14 protein-coding genes are annotated in these 16,921 nt (G+C 72.3%); 7 read left to right on the top strand and 7 right to left on the bottom strand.

All coding sequences use genetic code 11. The features are described from left to right. The first annotated feature begins 29 nt into the window (after nucleotides 1–29). Nucleotides 30–1,640, top strand: coding sequence for an HtaA domain-containing protein (locus tag ACY1JX_RS12730; RefSeq protein WP_462564184.1), 1,611 nt, complete (start codon nucleotides 30–32; stop codon nucleotides 1,638–1,640). A gap of 75 nt (nucleotides 1,641–1,715) precedes the next feature. On the opposite strand, the gene ACY1JX_RS12725 is transcribed toward ACY1JX_RS12730, so the two are convergent. Beyond that, nucleotides 1,716–2,279, bottom strand: a complete 564-nt coding sequence (locus ACY1JX_RS12725) for a TetR/AcrR family transcriptional regulator (protein ID WP_181752705.1) — start codon at nucleotides 2,277–2,279, stop codon at nucleotides 1,716–1,718. Between the two features lie 122 nt (nucleotides 2,280–2,401). Here ACY1JX_RS12725 and ACY1JX_RS12720 point away from each other — a divergent pair, with 122 nt between their 5' ends. Beyond that, on the top strand, nucleotides 2,402–3,202 hold the full coding sequence (locus ACY1JX_RS12720) for a purine-nucleoside phosphorylase (RefSeq protein ID WP_462564183.1): 801 nt from the start codon (nucleotides 2,402–2,404) through the stop codon (nucleotides 3,200–3,202). A gap of 43 nt (nucleotides 3,203–3,245) precedes the next feature. Continuing rightward, nucleotides 3,246–4,862 (top strand): phospho-sugar mutase, encoded by a 1,617-nt coding sequence (locus tag ACY1JX_RS12715; RefSeq protein WP_462564182.1) that lies wholly within the window; start codon nucleotides 3,246–3,248, stop codon nucleotides 4,860–4,862. 177 nt (nucleotides 4,863–5,039) lie between these two features. Here the strand turns inward: ACY1JX_RS12715 and ACY1JX_RS12710 are convergent, their stop codons facing one another. From ACY1JX_RS12710 to ACY1JX_RS12685, 6 genes are all read right to left on the bottom strand, one after another. After that, nucleotides 5,040–6,104, bottom strand: a complete 1,065-nt coding sequence (locus ACY1JX_RS12710; RefSeq protein ID WP_462564181.1) for a Gfo/Idh/MocA family protein — start codon at nucleotides 6,102–6,104, stop codon at nucleotides 5,040–5,042. Next, nucleotides 6,101–7,507, bottom strand: a complete 1,407-nt coding sequence (locus ACY1JX_RS12705) for a xylulokinase (protein ID WP_462564180.1) — start codon at nucleotides 7,505–7,507, stop codon at nucleotides 6,101–6,103. Before ACY1JX_RS12705 ends, ACY1JX_RS12710 begins: the two co-directional genes overlap by 4 nt. A 10-nt stretch (nucleotides 7,508–7,517) precedes the next feature. Then, nucleotides 7,518–8,429: a sugar phosphate isomerase/epimerase family protein gene (locus tag ACY1JX_RS12700; protein WP_462564179.1), complete on the bottom strand. Its 912-nt coding sequence runs from the start codon at nucleotides 8,427–8,429 to the stop codon at nucleotides 7,518–7,520. Further along, nucleotides 8,426–9,208, bottom strand: a complete 783-nt coding sequence (locus tag ACY1JX_RS12695) for an ATP-binding cassette domain-containing protein (protein ID WP_181752717.1) — start codon at nucleotides 9,206–9,208, stop codon at nucleotides 8,426–8,428. The genes ACY1JX_RS12700 and ACY1JX_RS12695 overlap by 4 nt, the downstream gene beginning before the upstream one ends. After that, nucleotides 9,205–10,182 (bottom strand): ABC transporter permease, encoded by a 978-nt coding sequence (locus ACY1JX_RS12690; protein ID WP_462564178.1) that lies wholly within the window; start codon nucleotides 10,180–10,182, stop codon nucleotides 9,205–9,207. The genes ACY1JX_RS12695 and ACY1JX_RS12690 overlap by 4 nt, the downstream gene beginning before the upstream one ends. Before the next feature lie 66 nt (nucleotides 10,183–10,248). Beyond that, nucleotides 10,249–11,292 (bottom strand): substrate-binding domain-containing protein, encoded by a 1,044-nt coding sequence (locus ACY1JX_RS12685; protein WP_181752720.1) that lies wholly within the window; start codon nucleotides 11,290–11,292, stop codon nucleotides 10,249–10,251. Between the two features lie 164 nt (nucleotides 11,293–11,456). On the opposite strand from ACY1JX_RS12685, the gene ACY1JX_RS12680 reads away from it, so the two are divergent. From ACY1JX_RS12680 to deoC, 4 genes are all read left to right on the top strand, one after another. Continuing rightward, nucleotides 11,457–12,647, top strand: a complete 1,191-nt coding sequence (locus ACY1JX_RS12680) for an ROK family transcriptional regulator (protein ID WP_181752722.1) — start codon at nucleotides 11,457–11,459, stop codon at nucleotides 12,645–12,647. A gap of 50 nt (nucleotides 12,648–12,697) precedes the next feature. Beyond that, nucleotides 12,698–13,849, top strand: coding sequence for an ROK family transcriptional regulator (locus tag ACY1JX_RS12675; protein ID WP_462564177.1), 1,152 nt, complete (start codon nucleotides 12,698–12,700; stop codon nucleotides 13,847–13,849). A gap of 68 nt (nucleotides 13,850–13,917) precedes the next feature. After that, a complete protein-coding gene (gene tkt / locus ACY1JX_RS12670; RefSeq protein ID WP_462564176.1) occupies nucleotides 13,918–16,014 on the top strand; it encodes a transketolase in 2,097 nt (698 codons plus the stop codon). Further along, nucleotides 16,011–16,916 carry a deoxyribose-phosphate aldolase gene (deoC, locus tag ACY1JX_RS12665; protein WP_181752729.1) on the top strand — a complete coding sequence of 302 codons (906 nt, stop codon included), beginning with the start codon at nucleotides 16,011–16,013 and terminating at the stop codon, nucleotides 16,914–16,916. Before tkt ends, deoC begins: the two co-directional genes overlap by 4 nt. The last annotated feature ends 5 nt before the right edge of the window (nucleotides 16,917–16,921 follow it).

Here is a 16,921-nt window from a genome sequence, read left to right as displayed (position 1 = left end):
TGGGCGGCTTCCTTTCCGAAAGGATCTGCATGTCTCCCCACACCTTGGTTCGCGGGCGTCGCCTGCTCGCCGGGACGACCGTCGCGGCACTGACCGCCGGCGTCCTCGCGCTCACTCCCGCCACGGCCCAGGCCGCCGAGTCGCAGACGATCGAGGACGGCTCGATCTCGTGGGGCCTGAAGGCGTCGTTCAGGAACTACCTGACCAGCCCGATCGCCCATGGCACGATCACGCCCACCGCCCCTGCCACGGACACCGGCACCCAGACGGTCTTCCCGCAGGCCTCGGGCTCGTGGGCCGCCGGTGAGGCCTCGGTCGGCGCCAAGGGTGCCGTCAAGTTCTACGGTCACGACGGCGCGCTCGACCTCACCATCTCCGACCCGCGCATCGTCGTGGCCGGATCGGGTGCCCAGCTCGTCGTCGACGCCGTCGACAGCGAGGACGTCGCGCACGAGGACGTCGCGTTCGCCGACATCCAGCTGGCCGGTGCCGTGAGCTCCAGCCCCGTCGCCGTGACGATCACCGACGCGCCGACCACGATCACCGCCGCCGGCTCCGGTCTGCTCTCCAACCAGGGCTCGGCCTTCTACGCCCCGGGCACGGCCCTGGATCCCATCAGCGCGCAGCTCGAGGTCGCCTCGAAGCCGGCCGTCACCGTCTCCAAGGTGACGTTCGCTCCCGACGAGACCGCCACGGTCACCGTGAACGGCTCAGGCTTCGACCCGCAGGACGTCATCGGGACGCGGCCGCCCTTCGCCGGCCGGTCCGGCGGCGCGTACGTGGTCATCGGGTACTTCTCGGAGACGTGGCGTCCGTCCGCGGGCGCCCCCTCGTCGGCACGCAAGGTCGTCCAGCAGAAGTGGGCGCTCCCTGCGGGTCAGTTCGAGGACCTCTCCAGCGGTGGCGCGTTCGAGCTGAACGCCGACGGCACGTTCGAGACCTCGTTCGAGATCAGCAAGGCGCTCCTGGACACCGTCCGGCAGGCCAACCCCGAGATGAGCGGCAGCTTCGGCATCTACACGTACCCCGGCAGCGGTGCCGCGAACCCGGCCTTCGAGACCTACACGCCCATCTCCTTCGTCCCGGCCGTCCCGGTGACGAAGAGCCTGTCCACCGCGTACGGCAAGGGTGGCACCGTGGGCGTCACCGCTCCGATCGCCGGAACCGTCACCGTCGCCGGGCTCGGCAGCAAGGTCGTCGCCGCCGGTGGCACGGCCGCGTTCGCGGTCCCCAGGACGCAGACCGCGGGCACGAAGTCGTACCGCGTGACGTTCGCCCCCACCGACGCGAGCCTCACCGCTCCGGCGGCCACGACCGTCACCGTCAAGATCGCCAGGACCGCCGCCTCGAAGGGCAAGGTCAAGGTCACCCGCAAGCCCACGTCGAAGAAGAAGGGCCTGGCCGTCGTGTCGGTCAAGGGCGCCTCGGGCGCGGCCGCCCCGACCGGCAAGGTCAAGATCAAGCTGACCAAGGGCAAGAAGAGCACGTACGTCACCGCCAACCTGTCGAGCGGCAAGCGCCTGGTGAAGCTGCCGAAGCTCGCCAAGGGCAAGTGGGTCGTCCGCGTCGCCTACTACGGCAACGCGAACTACACGCCGCGCGGCTACGTGAAGGCGGGCTCGTTCAAGGTCGCCAAGTGACCTGAGTCCCCACCGCCGAAGGCCCTCGTCCCTCGACGGGGGCCTTCGGCGTTCCCGGGGCGGGGCACGGCGGCGTCAGGTGGCGGAGACGGCGGCGAGCACGAACCGCGTGGTGGTGTCCGCCGACGCGTGGCGGGCCGAGAGGGTGGCGTGCAGCAGCGAGACCGTGGCGTCGACGTCGTCCACGACGAACTCGCCCTGGGCCACCCCGTCGACGAGGATCTGGCGCAGCACCTGCTCGACCGCGACGACGTGCTCGCGCATCGCCATGACCGACTCGGGCGAGAGCATCGCCCGCAGCTCGGGGCCGAGGCCGATGTGGAAGTCCTTCGACGTGTCGACGTGGTGGCGCACGTACGTCTCGAGGCGCTCGGTCGGGGAGGTCCGGCTGGCGAGCGACTCGTTCAGCTCGGCGAGGTAGCGGGAGGTCTCGTCGGTCGCGAACGCGACGACGACGGCCTCCTTGTCCTTGAAGTGGTTGTACAGCGACGACCGCCCGACCTCGGCGTGCGCCGCCAGGTCGGCCATCGTGATCAGGTCGAAGGGCCGGTCGCGCAGCAGCTCCACCAGGGCGGCGAAGACCCGCCGGCGCATGGCGGCGCGGTGCTCCTCCAGGGAGTCCCCGATGATCTTCGGCACGTCCGTAGAGTACGCGCCCCGGCGCCGACGTGCGTCCCGCGGCGGGGGCGCCACGGAGGTCGCCGAATCGCAACCGTTTCGTCATCGTGAGGGCCGTCCCGGGCCGGATCGCCGTCGGTAGGGTGGCTCGGGTGAACGCCTACGACCTCGCCAGCGAAGCCGCCACCGCCCTGCGTGACCGCACCGGAGGCGGCGACCACGACGTCGCCCTCGTGATGGGCTCCGGCTGGCTGCCTGCCGCCGACGCCCTCGGCGAGCCCGAGTTCGAGGTGCCCACCGAGGAGCTGCCGGGCTTCAGCAAGTCGGCCGTCGCCGGTCACGGCGGCACCATCCGCTCGGTGCGCGTGGGCGACCTGCGGGCGCTGGTGTTCCTGGGCCGCACCCACTTCTACGAGGGCAAGGGCGTCGACGCCGTCGTGCACGGCGTGCGCACGGCCGCGGCGGCCGGGGTCCGCACGATGGTGCTGACGAACGGCTGCGGCGGGCTCAACCCCGCGTGGACGCCCGGCACCCCCGTGCTGATCCGCGACCACATCAACCTGACCGCCACCTCGCCGATCGTCGGCGCCAACTTCGTCGACCTCACCGACCTCTACGCCCAGCGCCTGCGCGACCTCGTCCGCGAGGTCGACCCGTCCATCGACGAAGGCGTCTACGTGCAGTTCCCCGGACCGCACTACGAGACGCCGGCCGAGGTCAGGATGGCCGGCATCCTCGGCGGCGACCTGGTCGGCATGTCCACGACGCTCGAGGCCATCGCCGCGCGCGAGGCGGGCATGGAGGTGCTGGGCATCTCGCTCGTCACCAACCTCGCCGCGGGCATCTCCGACGCGCCGCTGAACCACGAGGAGGTCCTCGAGGCCGGGAAGTCCGCCGCCACCCGCATGGGCGCCCTGCTCGCCGACCTGCTGCCCCGCGTCTGACCGAGGCCGCCGATCGGCGGTCGCCTCCCGCTACCGTGGTCGGATGGACCCGATCGACGCTGCCCGGGACTGGATCTCGCAGGATCCCGACCCGCAGACCCGTGACGAGCTGACCGCGCTGATCGACGCCGGCGACCAGACCGAGATCGCGGCGCGGTTCGCCGGCCGGCTGCAGTTCGGCACCGCCGGACTCCGGGGCGAGCTCGGCGCCGGGCCGATGCGGATGAACCGCGTCACCGTGGCACGTGCCGCCGCCGGGCTGGCGCAGCACCTGCTGGCGACGGCCGAGTCCCCCAGCGTGGTGGTGGGCTACGACGCCCGCACCAACTCCGACGTCTTCGCCCGCGACACCGCCGAGATCATGCAGGCGGCCGGCGTACGCGCGATGCTGCTGCCCGACCACCTCCCCACCCCGGTGCTGGCGTTCGCGATCGGACACCTCGGCGCGTCGGCGGGCGTCATGGTCACCGCCTCGCACAACCCTCCCCGCGACAACGGCTACAAGGTCTACCTCGCCGACACGAGCCAGATCGTGCCTCCCGCCGATGCCGAGATCGCCGCCGCCATCGACGCGGTGGGGCGCGTCGACGAGCTGCCCCGTGACGACGGCTACGCCGTCCTCGGCGCCGACGTGGCCGAGGCCTACCTGGATGCCGTGGCCGCCCTCGTCCCCGACGGTCCGCGCGACCTCGTCGTGGCCTACACGCCCATGCACGGGGTCGGCGGCCGGCTGCTCGCCGCCGCGGCCGAGCGGGCGGGCTTCCCGGCACCGCACACCGTCACCGAGCAGCTGCAGCCCGATCCGGCGTTCCCCACGGTCGCGTTCCCGAACCCGGAGGAGCCAGGCGCGATGGACCTCGTGCTCGCGCTGGCGGCATCGGTCGACGCCGACGTCGTCATCGCGAACGACCCCGACGCCGACCGGTGCGCCGTGGGCGTGCGCACCGCCGACGGTCACCGGATGCTCACCGGCGACCAGGTGGGCGCCCTGCTCGCCGAGTCCCTGCTGACCCGCGGGATCGAGGGCACCTATGCCTGCTCGATCGTCTCGTCCGACCTCCTTGGCCGGCAGGCCGCGGCGCACGGGCAGCCGTGGCGGCAGACGCTCACCGGATTCAAGTGGATCGGGAAGGTCGAGGGGCTCGTCTTCGGCTACGAGGAGGCCCTCGGCTACTGCGTCGCGCCGCACATCGCCCGCGACAAGGACGGCATCTCCGCGGCGCTGCTGATCATGTCGCTCGCCGCGTCGCTGAAGGCGCAGGGGCGCACGCTGCTCGACCTGCTCGACGACATCTACCGCCAGCACGGCTGGCACGCCACCGGCCAGCTCGCCGTGCGGGTCGACGATCTCGCGATCATCGCGGCGGCGATGGATCGCCTGCGCACCGATCCACCCACCACGCTCGCCGGTGTGCCCGTGACGTCGGTCGACGACCTCGCCGCCGGCTACCAGGGACTGCCGCCCACCGACGGGATCCGCCTCGCACTCGCCGGGGGCAGCCGCATCATCTGTCGTCCGTCCGGCACGGAGCCGAAGCTCAAGTGCTACGTGGAGGCCGTCGTCGCGGTGGAGGGCTCCGTGGACGACGCGCGCGACACGGCGGCCGCGACGGTCGAGGCGATCATCGCCGACTTGAAGGCGTACCTGCGGCTGGCCTGAGCAGAGAGGAACCGCCGTCGGGGCGTCGGAGTCTGCGGCAGAGGAGCCGAGGGAGTGCGACTTTGCCGCGCTCACGACGAGGGAGTCCCCGACGGCGGCGTCCTCGGACGGGCCACACAGCCCGCCGCGGCGAACGACGTCGCCTTGCTTCAAGCCTCAGCGCCACCGGCGTGCCTGTCAATTTTTAGCCGGTGACGGCAGGTGGACCCACCGGCCCTCGGCCGCGCTCAGCCGGGCCGCGTCGAAGATCTCGGCCACGTGCACCGCGTCCGACGCGGGCACGGGCACCTCGGATCCGGCGCGGATCGCCGCGGCCACGGCCGGGTAGAAGGTGTCCCACCGGCCGCGGGCCAAGGGGCGGCGCTGCGCGCCGTCGGCCCCCTCGAACAGCAGTGTGCGTCCCGGATCGTCCTCGCCCCAGCGTGCCCCCGCCGTGCGAGGGCTCTCGCCCGCGAACAGCTGGTCCTCCTGAGGGTCGAACCCCTCGATGCGCAGGCCACCGTGTGTGCCCGAGACGCGGAACCGTGGACCCTCCGCCGCCGCGTGCACCGACGCCACGATGGTCGACCTCGCTCCGCTGCCGTGCCGCAGCATGACGATCGAGTCGTCCTCGCTCACCCGGTCCTCACCGAGCGTGGCGAGATCGGCGAAGACCTGCCGTACCGGCCCCAGCAGGTGGACCGCCTGGTCGATGAGGTGAGGGCCGAGGTCCACCAGCACGCCCCCGCCCGCCTGCGACGTGTGGTCGCGGGTCCACCGTGGGAGGTCGGGCCGGAACCGCTCGATCCTGGACTCGAGGCGATCGACCCGGCCGAGCTCACCGTCGCGCACCAGCTGCTCGATCGTGAGGAAGTCCCCGTCCCACCGGCGGTTCTGGTAGACGGTCAGCACCGTGTCGCCCGAGGCGGCGGCGACGATGCGCCGCGCGTCGTCGGCCGTGGTCGCGAAGGGCTTGTCCACGACGACGTGGAGTCCCAGGCCGAGCGCCTCGACCGCGAGATCGGCGTGGGTGCCGGCCGGGGTCGTGATCGTCACGCCCTCGACACCCGCTTCACGCAGGGCCGCGAGTTCCTCCACCACCTCGAGTCCGTCCGCGCGGGCCTCGCGGCCGCGCTCGGGATTGGTCGACACCACCGCGACGAGGTCCAGGCCGTCGGCCGAGCGGATCAGCGGCGCGTGGAACACCCGCCCTCCGACGCCCCAGCCCGCGACGGCCCAGCGCACGGGCTCGAAGCCCGTCACCGGTCGAGCTCCGCCACGAAGCGGGCGTAACGCTCCTCCAGCGGCCCCGGCTCCCCCGGGCTGACCGTGGACCCCGTGCGCTCCCGCACGGCCGGGAGCGGCAGTCCGGCCGCGCCGAAGGCCAGCCGGGCGGCGCCGACGGCCGTGGCGTCCTCGAGGTCGACGCGGCACAGGTCGCGGCCGAGCACGTCCGCCAGCAGCTGGGCGAACACGGTCGACCGGGTGCCGCCACCCGCCACGTCGATCAGCGGGTCGGCGACCGCCGGCATGGACTCGATGCCGCGACGGATCGTGAAGCAGAGGCCCTCGAGCGCGGCGGCGAACAGGTCGGCACGCTCGGTCTCCAGACCGAGCCCGAACCAGCGGCCCGACCCGGCGGGGACCGACGTCGGCAGCCGCTCGCCCGACAGGAACGGCACGAAGCCCGGAACGGGCCGGCTGCGGTCGTAGTCGCCGTACAGGTCGTCCCAGGTCCCCCCGAGCAGGGAGACCACCCGCGTGAGCGCGATGCCGGCGTTCATCACCGCCACCATCGCGTAGGCGCCGCCGTCCGCCGCTCGGTACGTGTGGTGGGTGATCTCGCCGTCGAACACCGGCGCGATGCCCGGTAGGACGACCTGGGCGCCCGACCCGACGGTCACGATGAGGCGGCCCGGGGTCGAGGTGGAGCCGACGAGCGTCGCTGCGGCGTCGGCGCACCCGGCGACGACCGGGATGCCGGGCGGCAGTCCCCAGCTCGACGCCTCCGGGGCGGCCAGCTGCCCCACGACCGCATCCGAGGGAACGACCTCGGGGAGCAGGTCGGGCCTGATGCCCGTCGCCTCCAGGACCGCGCCGCTCCACTCGTCGAGCTCCAGGTCCCAGGCGAGCGTCGCGGACGCGTCGGAGGGATCCGTGACGAACACCCCCGGGACCAGGCGCGTGCGCAGCCAATCCTTCGGCAGCAGGACCCGGTGGGCCCGTGCCACGACGTCCGGCTCGTGGCGGGTGAGCCAGGCCAGGACCGGCCCGGTCATGCCCGGCGCGAGCGGGCTCGCGAGGGCACGGCGCCGCGCCGCCGGGAGGTCCTGCCACTGCGCCAGCTCGGCGGTGGCGCGACCGTCCGGCCACAGGACGGCGGGCCGCACGGGCTCCCCCTCGGAGTCGACCAGGACGGTTCCGTGCATCTGCCCGTCGATCCCGACGGCCAGGACCTCGACGTCCACCGACGCCAGAACGGCACTCACCGCGTCACGTGCCGCGGCCTCCCACTGAGCCGGGTCCGTCTCGGCCCAGTGCGGGTGCGGCGAGTCGACGTCGTAGCCGCGGTCCGCCCGGGCCAGGACGGAGCCGTCCTCCCCCACCAGCACGGCCTTGACGCCGCTCGTGCCCAGATCCAGGCCCAGGACGCACGGTCGGCTCATGACCGCGCCGTCACGCGTCGATCGAGGCCGACGCCGCGAGGTGCGTGTCGATGAAGGCGTGCGCCCGGCGAGCCAGGTCGTCACCGTCGGTCCACAGCGACCGCCAGACGGCGAGGTCGTTGGACAGGGTCGGGCTGACGACCGCCGAGGAGAAGCTCTCGAACGTGATCGGCCCGGTGAAGCCCACCCGCGACAGCGCGTGGAAGAACGCCGGGAAGTCGATCGATCCGGACCCCAGGTAACCGCGGTGGTTCTCGCCGATGTGCACGTAGCCGAGGCGGTCGGCGACGTCGAGCACGGGCGTCACGAAGTCCGACTCCTCGATGTTCATGTGGTACGTGTCGAGGTGGATTAAGACGTTGTCCTCGCCGATGTCGTCGGCCAGCCGCAGCGCGTCCCGCGCCGTGTTGATCACGTTGGTCTCGTAGCGGTTGCAAATCTCCAGGCCCAGGCGCACGCCGCGCCCGGCGGCCTCCTGCGCGAGGGAGCGCAGCACCGAGACGACGTTCGCCCGGCCGGCGTCGGACAGCGGGCGGCCGTACTTGCCGAGGGCGCTGTAGAGGGCACCGGTGAGGATGGAGCCGCCCAGTCCGGCCACGACGTCGAGCGACTCGTGCAGGATCTTCTCGCCTCGGGCGACCACGTCGGGGTCGTCGCTGGAGACGTCGGCGTCGAACGCCAGGCCGCGCGAGCAGGCGACGGCAAGGCCGGCCTCCTCGACGGCACGGCGGGTGTCCTCGACGTCGAGCACGTCCATCTCGTGCAGGGACAGCTCGAGCAGGTCGTACCCCGCCGCCTTCGTCCGCTGCACGGCCTCGGCGATCTCGTCGGGGCGCGTGCCGCCGACCCAGACGAGGGCGTGCACGCCGATGGGGTTGCGCTGGTTCACGGTGGTGGTCTCCTGGTGGTCGGTGGTGGTCATTGCGAGATCGCCCCCGTGATGAGGCCGACGATCTCCTCGCCGGTGGTCTCGGCGGTCCGGCGTCCGGCGACGCAGCGCCCGGCGCGCATCACCCAGACCTGGTCCGACAGCCGCACGACCTGGTCGAAGTTGTGGCTGATGAGCAGGACCGCGTGGCCCTCGTCGCGCAGTCGCAGGATGAGCTCCTCGACGCGCGCCGTCTCCTGGACGCCCAGGGCCGCCGTGGGCTCGTCCATGATGACGAGCTTCGAGCTGAACCCGGCGGCGCGGCAGATCGCCACGGCCTGCCGCTGGCCGCCCGACAGCCGGCGCACCGTGGAGGTCACGGCGGGCACGTTCACGGCCAGCTTCGACACCATCTCCTGGGCACCGGCACGCATCGTGCGCTTCTTCAGGTAGGTGAACGGCCCGAAGCCGCCCGTGACCTCGCGGTTGAGGTACAGGTTCTGCCACACCGTGAGGTCCTCGACCAGCGCGAGGTTCTGGTGCACGGTCTCGATCCCAGCGTTGCGGGCCTGATCGGGCGCGTGGAACGCGACGACCTCGCCGTCGAACCGGATGGTCCCCTCGTCCGCGGTGTGCACGCCCGCGATGCAGCGGACGAGCGTCGACTTGCCCGCGCCGTTGTCGCCGACGAGCGCCGTGATCTCTCCGGCCCGGACCTGGACCGACACGTCGGCCAGCGCGCGGACGGAGCCGAAGGACAGGGAGACGCCCTCGGCCTCCAGCAGGACGTCGCCCTTGGGCCGGACCTGCTGCTCGGTGCTGGTGGTCGTCATTTCTCGAACCTCGTCAGGAAGGCCGCGCCGACGACGACGATGCCGACGGCGAGCGGTTGGTAGAACTGGGACACGCCGAGCAGCGTGAGCCCGTTGGCCAGGGCGGTGAGCAGCAGCGCGCCGAACACCGGCCCCTTGATCGAGCCCTTGCCGCCGAAGAGGCTGACGCCGCCCAGGACGACCGCCGCGACGGAGTTCAGCAGGAAGGTCGTGTTCGCCGCGGGCTCGGCCGAGCCGACCCGCGCCACGAGCAGGATCGCGGCGAGCCCGGCCAGGACGCCGGCAATCAGGTAGACGGCCATCTTGACCCGCGCGGTGCGGACGCCCGTGGCCTGCGCCGCGTCGACCGAACCGCCGGTCGCCAGCACGTGCGTGCCGAACGGCGTGGAGAACAGCACCAGGTGGGCGAGGACGGCGACGCCGATCGCGATGAGGAAGGTGTAGGGAATCATCCCGAAGCCGCCGGCGGAGAGCTTGAACAGCGGCGCGCTGATGACGGTGATCGGGCGGCCGTCGGACAGGATGAGCGCCAGTCCGGAGGCGGCCGAGAGGGCGCCCAGCGTGACGATGAAGTCGGTGATGCCGCCCTTGGCGATGAGGAAGCCGTTCACCAGGCCGACAGCGGCACCGGCCAGCACCGCGACGAGGCACGACAGGAACAGGCCCTTGCCGCTCGTCATCGCCATCCCGAACGCGACGGCGGCGAAGGTCATGGTCGAGGCGATCGACAGATCGATGCCCGCCGTGAGGATGACGAAGGACTGGCCGACGGCCAGGATCGTCAGGATCGCCGAGGCCAGCAGCATCGCCTTGATGTTGCCCGAGCTGAGGAATCGGGAGTCGAGGGCGGTGAAGATCGCCACGAGGACGACGAGTCCGAGGACGGACGCCCATTCGACCCAGAACGAGGGTTGGCGCAGCCGCTCGACGGCGGCCGTGCCGCGCGATGCCGGGGGTGCCGTGGTGGTGGTCATGTGTGGTCTCCGGATTCTCGACGGACGGTGCGGGCGGGAGGCGGACTCCCGCCCGCACCGGTCACGTCAGCGGCCGAGCAGGTCCGCGAAGGGGTTGTCGTACTCGTTCGGGGGCTCCGGGAACGCGTCCTGGGCCTCCTTGGCGTTGTCCGGCGTGATGAGGGCGATCGGGGTGTCGACCTTCTCCGGCAGCTCCTCACCGAGGGCTGCGGCCTCACAGGCCTGGAGGCCCATCTTGCCCACGACGAAGGGGTACTGGGCCACGGCGGCGTCGATGTCGCCCGAGGCGACCCCGTCGATGCCGTCGACCGAGACGACGAGGGTCTTGCCCTTCTTGTCGGCGGCGGCCACGGCACGCGCCACGCCCATCGCCATGTCGTCGTTGGCCACGAAGAACGCAGCGAGGTCGGGGTTGGCCTGCAGGATCGTCTCGGCCTGCGTCTGGGCCTCCTGGCGGTCCCAGTTCGCGGCGACCTCCTGGACGACCTCGAAGTTGTCGGCCAGACCCTCCTTGAAGCCGTCGATCCGCTGGGCGCTGGTCACGTCGCCCGCGATGCCGCCGACCGTGGCGACGTCGCCGCCGTCGGAGTCGAGCGTGGCCAGCTGGTCGGCGACCATCTTGCCGGCGGCGACGTTGTCGGTGCCGATGTACGTGGCGATCTCGGCGCTGGCGGCTTCGGCGGCCTTGGCCTCGACCGGGTTGTCGATGTTGACGATCGGCGTGCCCTTGGCGGCGATCTGGGCGATGCCCTGGATCAGGTTCGTGCCGCTGATCGGGTTGACCAGGTAGCAGTCGAACTCCTGGTTCGCCAGGTTCGTGAGCTTGTCGGCCTGGCCGGCGGTGTCGGTGATCGAGGCGGCGGCCTGGATCTCGATGTCGGCGCCCGACTCCTTCTGCTCGGCGTTGATGCCGTCCTCCATGTGCTGGAAGAACGGGTTGTCCAAGCCCTTGATGACGATGCCGATGTTGGTGTCGCCGGCGTCCTTGCTGTCACCGGAGTCGCTGCCGGAGTCGTCGGACGAGCCGCACGCCGCCAGCAGCAGTCCCGCGCTCACGGCGACGACGCCGAGCGAGACCCGCATCCTCTTCCTCGTCTGGAAGATGCTCATGTTGATTCCTCTCACCATCGCGCGCCGGCTGACGCGGCTTTTGATCTTGAGTGTTGTTAATACGACACTTTCTGTTGTGTAATGTACGACACACAGTGGAAGACGCGCAAGCAACAACTGAAATCAGCGCCCGACCAGCCGCGAGAACGCCAGAATGGGGAGTCATGGCCACCTTCGACGAGGGAATCAGCGAGACGCTCTCCCTCCTGCGACGCAAGGGCGGCATGACGCGCGCGGAGATCGTGGCTGAGACGGGGCTGTCCCGCAGTGCCGTCAACCTGCGGATCGATGCGCTCCTGCAGGCACGACTCGTCTCGGGCTCGGCCCGCGAGACGGTGATGAAGGGCCGGCCCGCCGAGGTCTTCTCCTTCAACAGCGAGCGCGGCAAGCTGCTGGCGGCCGACGTCGGCGCGACGAAGTTCCGCGCGGGCCTGTGCAACCTCGGTGGCGACGTCGAGTCCGAGATCGAGCTGCCGTCCGACGTCACGGCCGGACCCGAGGTCCTGCTGACCTCGATCCTGAAGTGCTTCGAGACGTTTCTCGCCGACACCGGGACCAGCGCCGACGAGATCCTCGGGATCGGCCTGAGCCTGCCCGCGCCAGTCAAGCGCGGCTCCGGCATGTCGGTGAATCCGCCGATCATGCCGCTGTGGAACCGCTTCGACGTCCCGGCCTGGTTCGGCGAGCGATTCGCCTCCCCCGTGTTCCTCGAGAAGGACGCGAACGCCATGGCCTACGGCGAGGCCCGGTTCTCCCACCCGGAGGCCGACGACCTCCTCCTGGTCAAGATCGGCACCGGCATCGGCAGTGGCGTGATCCGCGAGGGCCGGCTGTACCGAGGTGCCGACGGTGCGGCCGGGGACCTCGGCCACATCCCCATGTCGCTGCCGGGCGACGACGAGGGACCGCTGTGCAAGTGCGGCAACCACGGCTGCCTCGAGGCGCGGGCCGGCGGTTGGGCGATCCTGCGCGACCTGCGGGAGTCGGGCGCCGACGTGAGCTCGCAGGACGACCTGATCGCAGCCCTGGCCGCGGGCGACCCGGCCGCCGTCCAGCTGGCTCGCCGGGCCGGGCAGGCGATCGGCACCGCCGTCGCCACGGCGGTCAACCTGCTCAATCCCCGGGTGGTCGTGCTGGCCGGGCATCTCGTGGCGGCGGGTGGCGACCACCTGCTGCCGGCGATCCGCGAGCGCGTCTACAGCCGCTCCCTCCCCCTCGCGACGGCGGACCTGACGATCGTGGCCAGCAGCCTGCACCCCCGCGAGGGACTCGTCGGACTCGCGCACCTGGTCAGCGACGGGATCCTCGAGCCCGCGCAGATCGGGCGCCTGGTCGAACGCGAGCCCACCGACTGACGTACTACGGTGTCCGCCAGGGATCACGCGGTGTGACGAGAGGTGGAGCAGTGTCCGGTTTCGGCGAGGCGCTCGCACTGTTCCGCCGGCACGGACCCCTGACCCGGGCCCAGGTGGTGGAGCTCTCCGGCCTCTCGCGCGCCACCGCCACCCACCGTCTCGACGGATTGGTCCGCGCCGGACTCATCCGCCCGCGGGCCGACGACCGCAGCACCGGCGGGCGTCCCGCCGGGGTCTTCGACCTCGCTGCGGCCCGTGGCAGCCTCCTCGTGGCCGACATCGGCAGCAGCCACGCGCGCTACGGTCTCGCCGACCTCAGCGGACGCGTCCTGGAGGCGCTGGACGAGGACATCGCGATCGACGACGGGCCCGACGTGGTGCTCGGCGGTGTCGCCCGCGCCTTCGACCGCCTCGTCACCGCGACCACGCCGCCGGTGCTGGGCGCCGCCATCGGCGTGCCGGGCCCCGTCGACCAGCGCACGGGCCGCCTCGTCAGCCCACCCACGATGAGTGGCTGGGACGGCGTCGACGTCGCCGATCGCATGGCCGCCCACGTGGGCGCACCGACCGTGGTCGACAAGGACGCCAACCTCGTCGCGCTGGGCGTCCACCGGGCCCTGCGCGCCGACGCCGTCCCCGGCGCCGACGACCTGCTGGTGGTGAAGGTCGGCATGGGCATCGGCGCCGGCATCATCTCGCGCGGTCTCGTGCTGCACGGCGCCCGCGGGGGCGCCGGCGACCTCGGGCACATCCCCCACGACGACGGTCCGCGCTGCCGCTGCGGGCAGCAGGGCTGCGCCGAGGCGTCGGCGGGCGCGTGGGCCATCGCCGCGCGGCTGCGCGAGCTCGGCCACCCCGTCCGCACGTCGGCCGACGTCGTCGCGCTGGCGGCGAACGGCGACCGCGACGCCACCGCGGCCCTGCGTGCAGCGGGCCGGCGGATCGGCGACGTCGTCGTCGAGGCCGTCGGGGTGCTGAACCCCGCGATGGTCGTGGTGGGCGGCGACCTGGCGGAGGCCGGCGACCTGCTCGTCGACGGGGTCCGCGAGCGGGTCTTCGAGCGCTCGCACCCGCTCGCCACCACCGACCTGACCGTCGTCGCGTCCCCGCTGGGCGCCGACGCCGGCCTGCTCGGCGCTGCCCAGATGGCCGCCGACGCGGCGCTCGCCCCCGCCCGGGTGGACACCCTCGTCGGTGCGTGACACCCGCCACCACCGGGACTTTTGCGCAGCGTTAGACAAAAGGGGTCACGGACGCCTACGGTTGACCCGTGGCGAACACCGACATCTCCCCCAACGGCTGGCGCGATCCCCTCGACCTCGAGGCGGTGCGCCACGCGCGCATCCTGCCCCTCGACGTCGTCCAGGCGAAGGGCAACGGGCACGCCGGCACCGCCGTCAGCCTGACGCCCGCGCTGTACGTCCTGTTCCAGGAGTACCTGCGCCACGACCCGGCGCGCCCCGACTGGGAGGGCCGCGACCGGTTCGTCCTGTCCGCCGGTCACACGAGCCTGTCGCTGTACCTGCAGCACTACCTGAGCGGCTACGGCCTCGAGCTCGACGACCTCAAGAAGGCGCGTGCGCTCGGCAGCCTCACCCCGGGGCACCCGGAGTGGGGTCACACCCCCGGCGTCGAGACCACCACCGGCCCGCTCGGCCAGGGCGTCGGCAACGCGGTGGGCCTGGCGATGTCGGCGCGCCGCGTGCACGCCCTGCTGGAGCCGGATCTCGAGCCCGATGCCGGCCTGTTCCGGTACCGCACCTGGTGCGTCGCCGGTGACGGCTGCCTCTCCGAGGGCGTCTCCCAGGAGGCCTCCTCGCTCGCCGGCACGCTCGGCCTCGACGGCCTGATCCTCGTATGGGACGACAACCGCATCTCCATCGAGGGCGACACCGCGATCGCCTTCACCGAGGACGTCGTGGGGCGCTACCGCTCCTACGGCTGGGCCGTCGTCGACATCGAGGACGCCGAGGACCCCGCCGCGATCCGCGCCGGCTACGACGCCGCCCTCGCCGTGACCGACCGTCCGGTCTTCATCCGCCTGCGCACTCGCATCGGCCACCCGATGCCGACCGTCGGCGGCACCGCCGGCGCCCACTCCGGAGCCCCCGGCGAGGACGAGGTCGCGGCCACGAAGGTCGCCCTCGGACTCGACCCCGAGCAGTTCTTCGCGATGCCGCAGGAGGCGCTCGACCACGCCCGCCGTGTGCGCGAGCGCGGTGCCGCGACCCGCGAGGAGTGGCAGGGACGCTACGACGCGTGGCGCGCCGCCCACCCCGAGCAGGCCGCCCTGCACGACCGGATGCGCGATCGCGACGTCACCCCCGCGGCCCGTGAGGGGCTCGCCGCCCTGCGCGCCCAGCCGCAGAAGGCCGCCACCCGCATCGCCAGCGGCGCGGTCCTCAATGAGATCTCCGCCGAGCTGCCGTGGCTCTGGGGCGGCTCCGCCGACCTCGCCGAGACCAACAACGTCGCGATCAAGGACGCCCGCAGCTTCACGCCCACCGGCTACGCGGGCGACGAGTGGCCCGGCGGCCCCGACGGCACGCTCGTCCACTTCGGCATCCGCGAGCACGCGATGGGAGCGGTCCTCAACGGCATCGCCCTCGCCGGGTACTCGCACCCCTTCGGCGCGACGTTCTTCGTCTTCTCCGACTACATGAAGCCCTCCGTGCGCCTCGCCGCCCTGATGGGCCTGCCCGTCACCTACGTCTGGACGCACGACTCGGTCGGCGTCGGCGAGGACGGCCCGACGCACCAGCCGGTGGAGCACCTGTGGGCGCACCGCGCGATCCCCGGCCTCGACGTGGTCCGCCCCGCCGACTGGGTCGAGACCGTCGACGCGTGGTCGCGCGCCCTGGGCAGCGACCGCCCCACCGCGCTGGTGCTGAGCCGCCAGGGCGTCCCGGTCGTCGGCGACGCCGTTCCCGCCGGCGAGGGCGCCGTGCGCGGCGCCTACGTACTGGCCGACGCCACCACCACGCCCGATGCGATCATCGTCGCCACGGGCTCGGAGGTCGGCCTGGCCCTGCAGGCCCGCGACACCCTCGCGAGCGAGGGCATCGGCGTCCGCGTCGTCTCGGCCCCGTGCCTCGAGTGGTTCGAGGAGCAGGACCTCGCCTACCGCGAGTCCGTCCTGCCCCGCGCCGTCACGGCGCGCGTCAGCGTCGAGGCCGGCACCGGCACCGGCTGGCACCGCTACGTCGGCACGAACGGTGAGATAGTGAGTGTCGAGGAGTTCGGTGCGAGCGGAGCCGGTGATCTCGTGCTCGCCGAGCGCGGCATCACCGCCGAGGCCGTCGTGGCTGCGGTGCACCGCAGCATCGCCTCGGTCCGCTCGGACGAGAAGGAGAGGAACGCCCGATGACGAAGACCCTGACCGCGGGACTGGACCGCATGCCCGGCGTCGACCAGGTCGGCCTCGAGGCGCGCGCCGCCCAGCTGGCCACCCGCTCCATCAAGACGACGTCCAAGCAGTGGGCGATCGACCTCGCGATCTCGATGGTCGACCTCACCACGCTCGAGGGCGCCGACAGCCCCGGCAAGGTGCGGGCGCTGGCCACCAAGGCGCTGCGCCCCGACCCCACGGATCCGTCGTGCCCTGCCGCGGCCGCCGTATGCGTCTACCCCGACATGGTGCCGTTCGTCCGTGAGGTCGTGGGCGACCGCCTGCACGTCGCGGCCGTCGCCACCGCGTTCCCCTCGGGCCGCGCTCCGCTGGAGGTCAAGCTGGCCGACACCGCCGCCGCGGTTGCTGCGGGCGCCGACGAGATCGACATGGTCATCGACCGTGGCGCGTTCCTGTCGGGCGACCTCGCGAAGGTGCACGAGCAGATCGTCGCCGTGAAGGAGGCCGCCGGCAGCGCCCACCTCAAGGTGATTCTGGAGACCGGCGAGCTGCAGACGTACGACAACATCCGCCGTGCCTCGTGGCTGGCGATGGACGCCGGCGCCGACTTCATCAAGACCAGCACCGGCAAGGTCCAGCCCGCCGCGACGCTCCCCACGACGCTGCTCATGCTCGAGGCCGTCCGCGACTACCGGATCGCCACCGGCCGCCAGGTGGGCGTCAAGCCCGCGGGTGGCATCCGCACCTCCAAGGACGCGATCAAGTACCTCGTCGTCGTCAACGAGGTCGCCGGCGAGGACTGGCTCGACCCGGACTGGTTCCGCTTCGGGGCGTCGTCGCTGCTCAACGACCTGCTCATGCAACGCCAGAAGATGCTCACCGGCCGCTACTCCGGCCCCGACTACGTGACCCTGGACTGATCCGA

This window comes from Aeromicrobium sp. JP4 (assembly GCF_054957925.1).
Note: the sequence above shows the minus strand (reverse complement) of the source record. Positions and strands in the feature narration are given on the sequence as shown.

Coding starts and splice junctions, on each gene's coding strand:
- ACY1JX_RS12730 (WP_462564184.1), top strand. CDS start 30: ATGTCTCCCCACACCTTGGTTCGCGGGCGTCGCCTGCTCGCCGGGACG.
- ACY1JX_RS12715 (WP_462564182.1), top strand. CDS start 3,246: ATGGACCCGATCGACGCTGCCCGGGACTGGATCTCGCAGGATCCCGAC.
- ACY1JX_RS12705 (WP_462564180.1), bottom strand. CDS start 7,507: ATGAGCCGACCGTGCGTCCTGGGCCTGGATCTGGGCACGAGCGGCGTC.
- ACY1JX_RS12700 (WP_462564179.1), bottom strand. CDS start 8,429: ATGACCACCACCGACCACCAGGAGACCACCACCGTGAACCAGCGCAAC.
- ACY1JX_RS12695 (WP_181752717.1), bottom strand. CDS start 9,208: ATGACGACCACCAGCACCGAGCAGCAGGTCCGGCCCAAGGGCGACGTC.
- ACY1JX_RS12690 (WP_462564178.1), bottom strand. CDS start 10,182: ATGACCACCACCACGGCACCCCCGGCATCGCGCGGCACGGCCGCCGTC.
- ACY1JX_RS12685 (WP_181752720.1), bottom strand. CDS start 11,292: ATGAGCATCTTCCAGACGAGGAAGAGGATGCGGGTCTCGCTCGGCGTC.
- ACY1JX_RS12680 (WP_181752722.1), top strand. CDS start 11,457: ATGGCCACCTTCGACGAGGGAATCAGCGAGACGCTCTCCCTCCTGCGA.
- deoC (WP_181752729.1), top strand. CDS start 16,011: ATGACGAAGACCCTGACCGCGGGACTGGACCGCATGCCCGGCGTCGAC.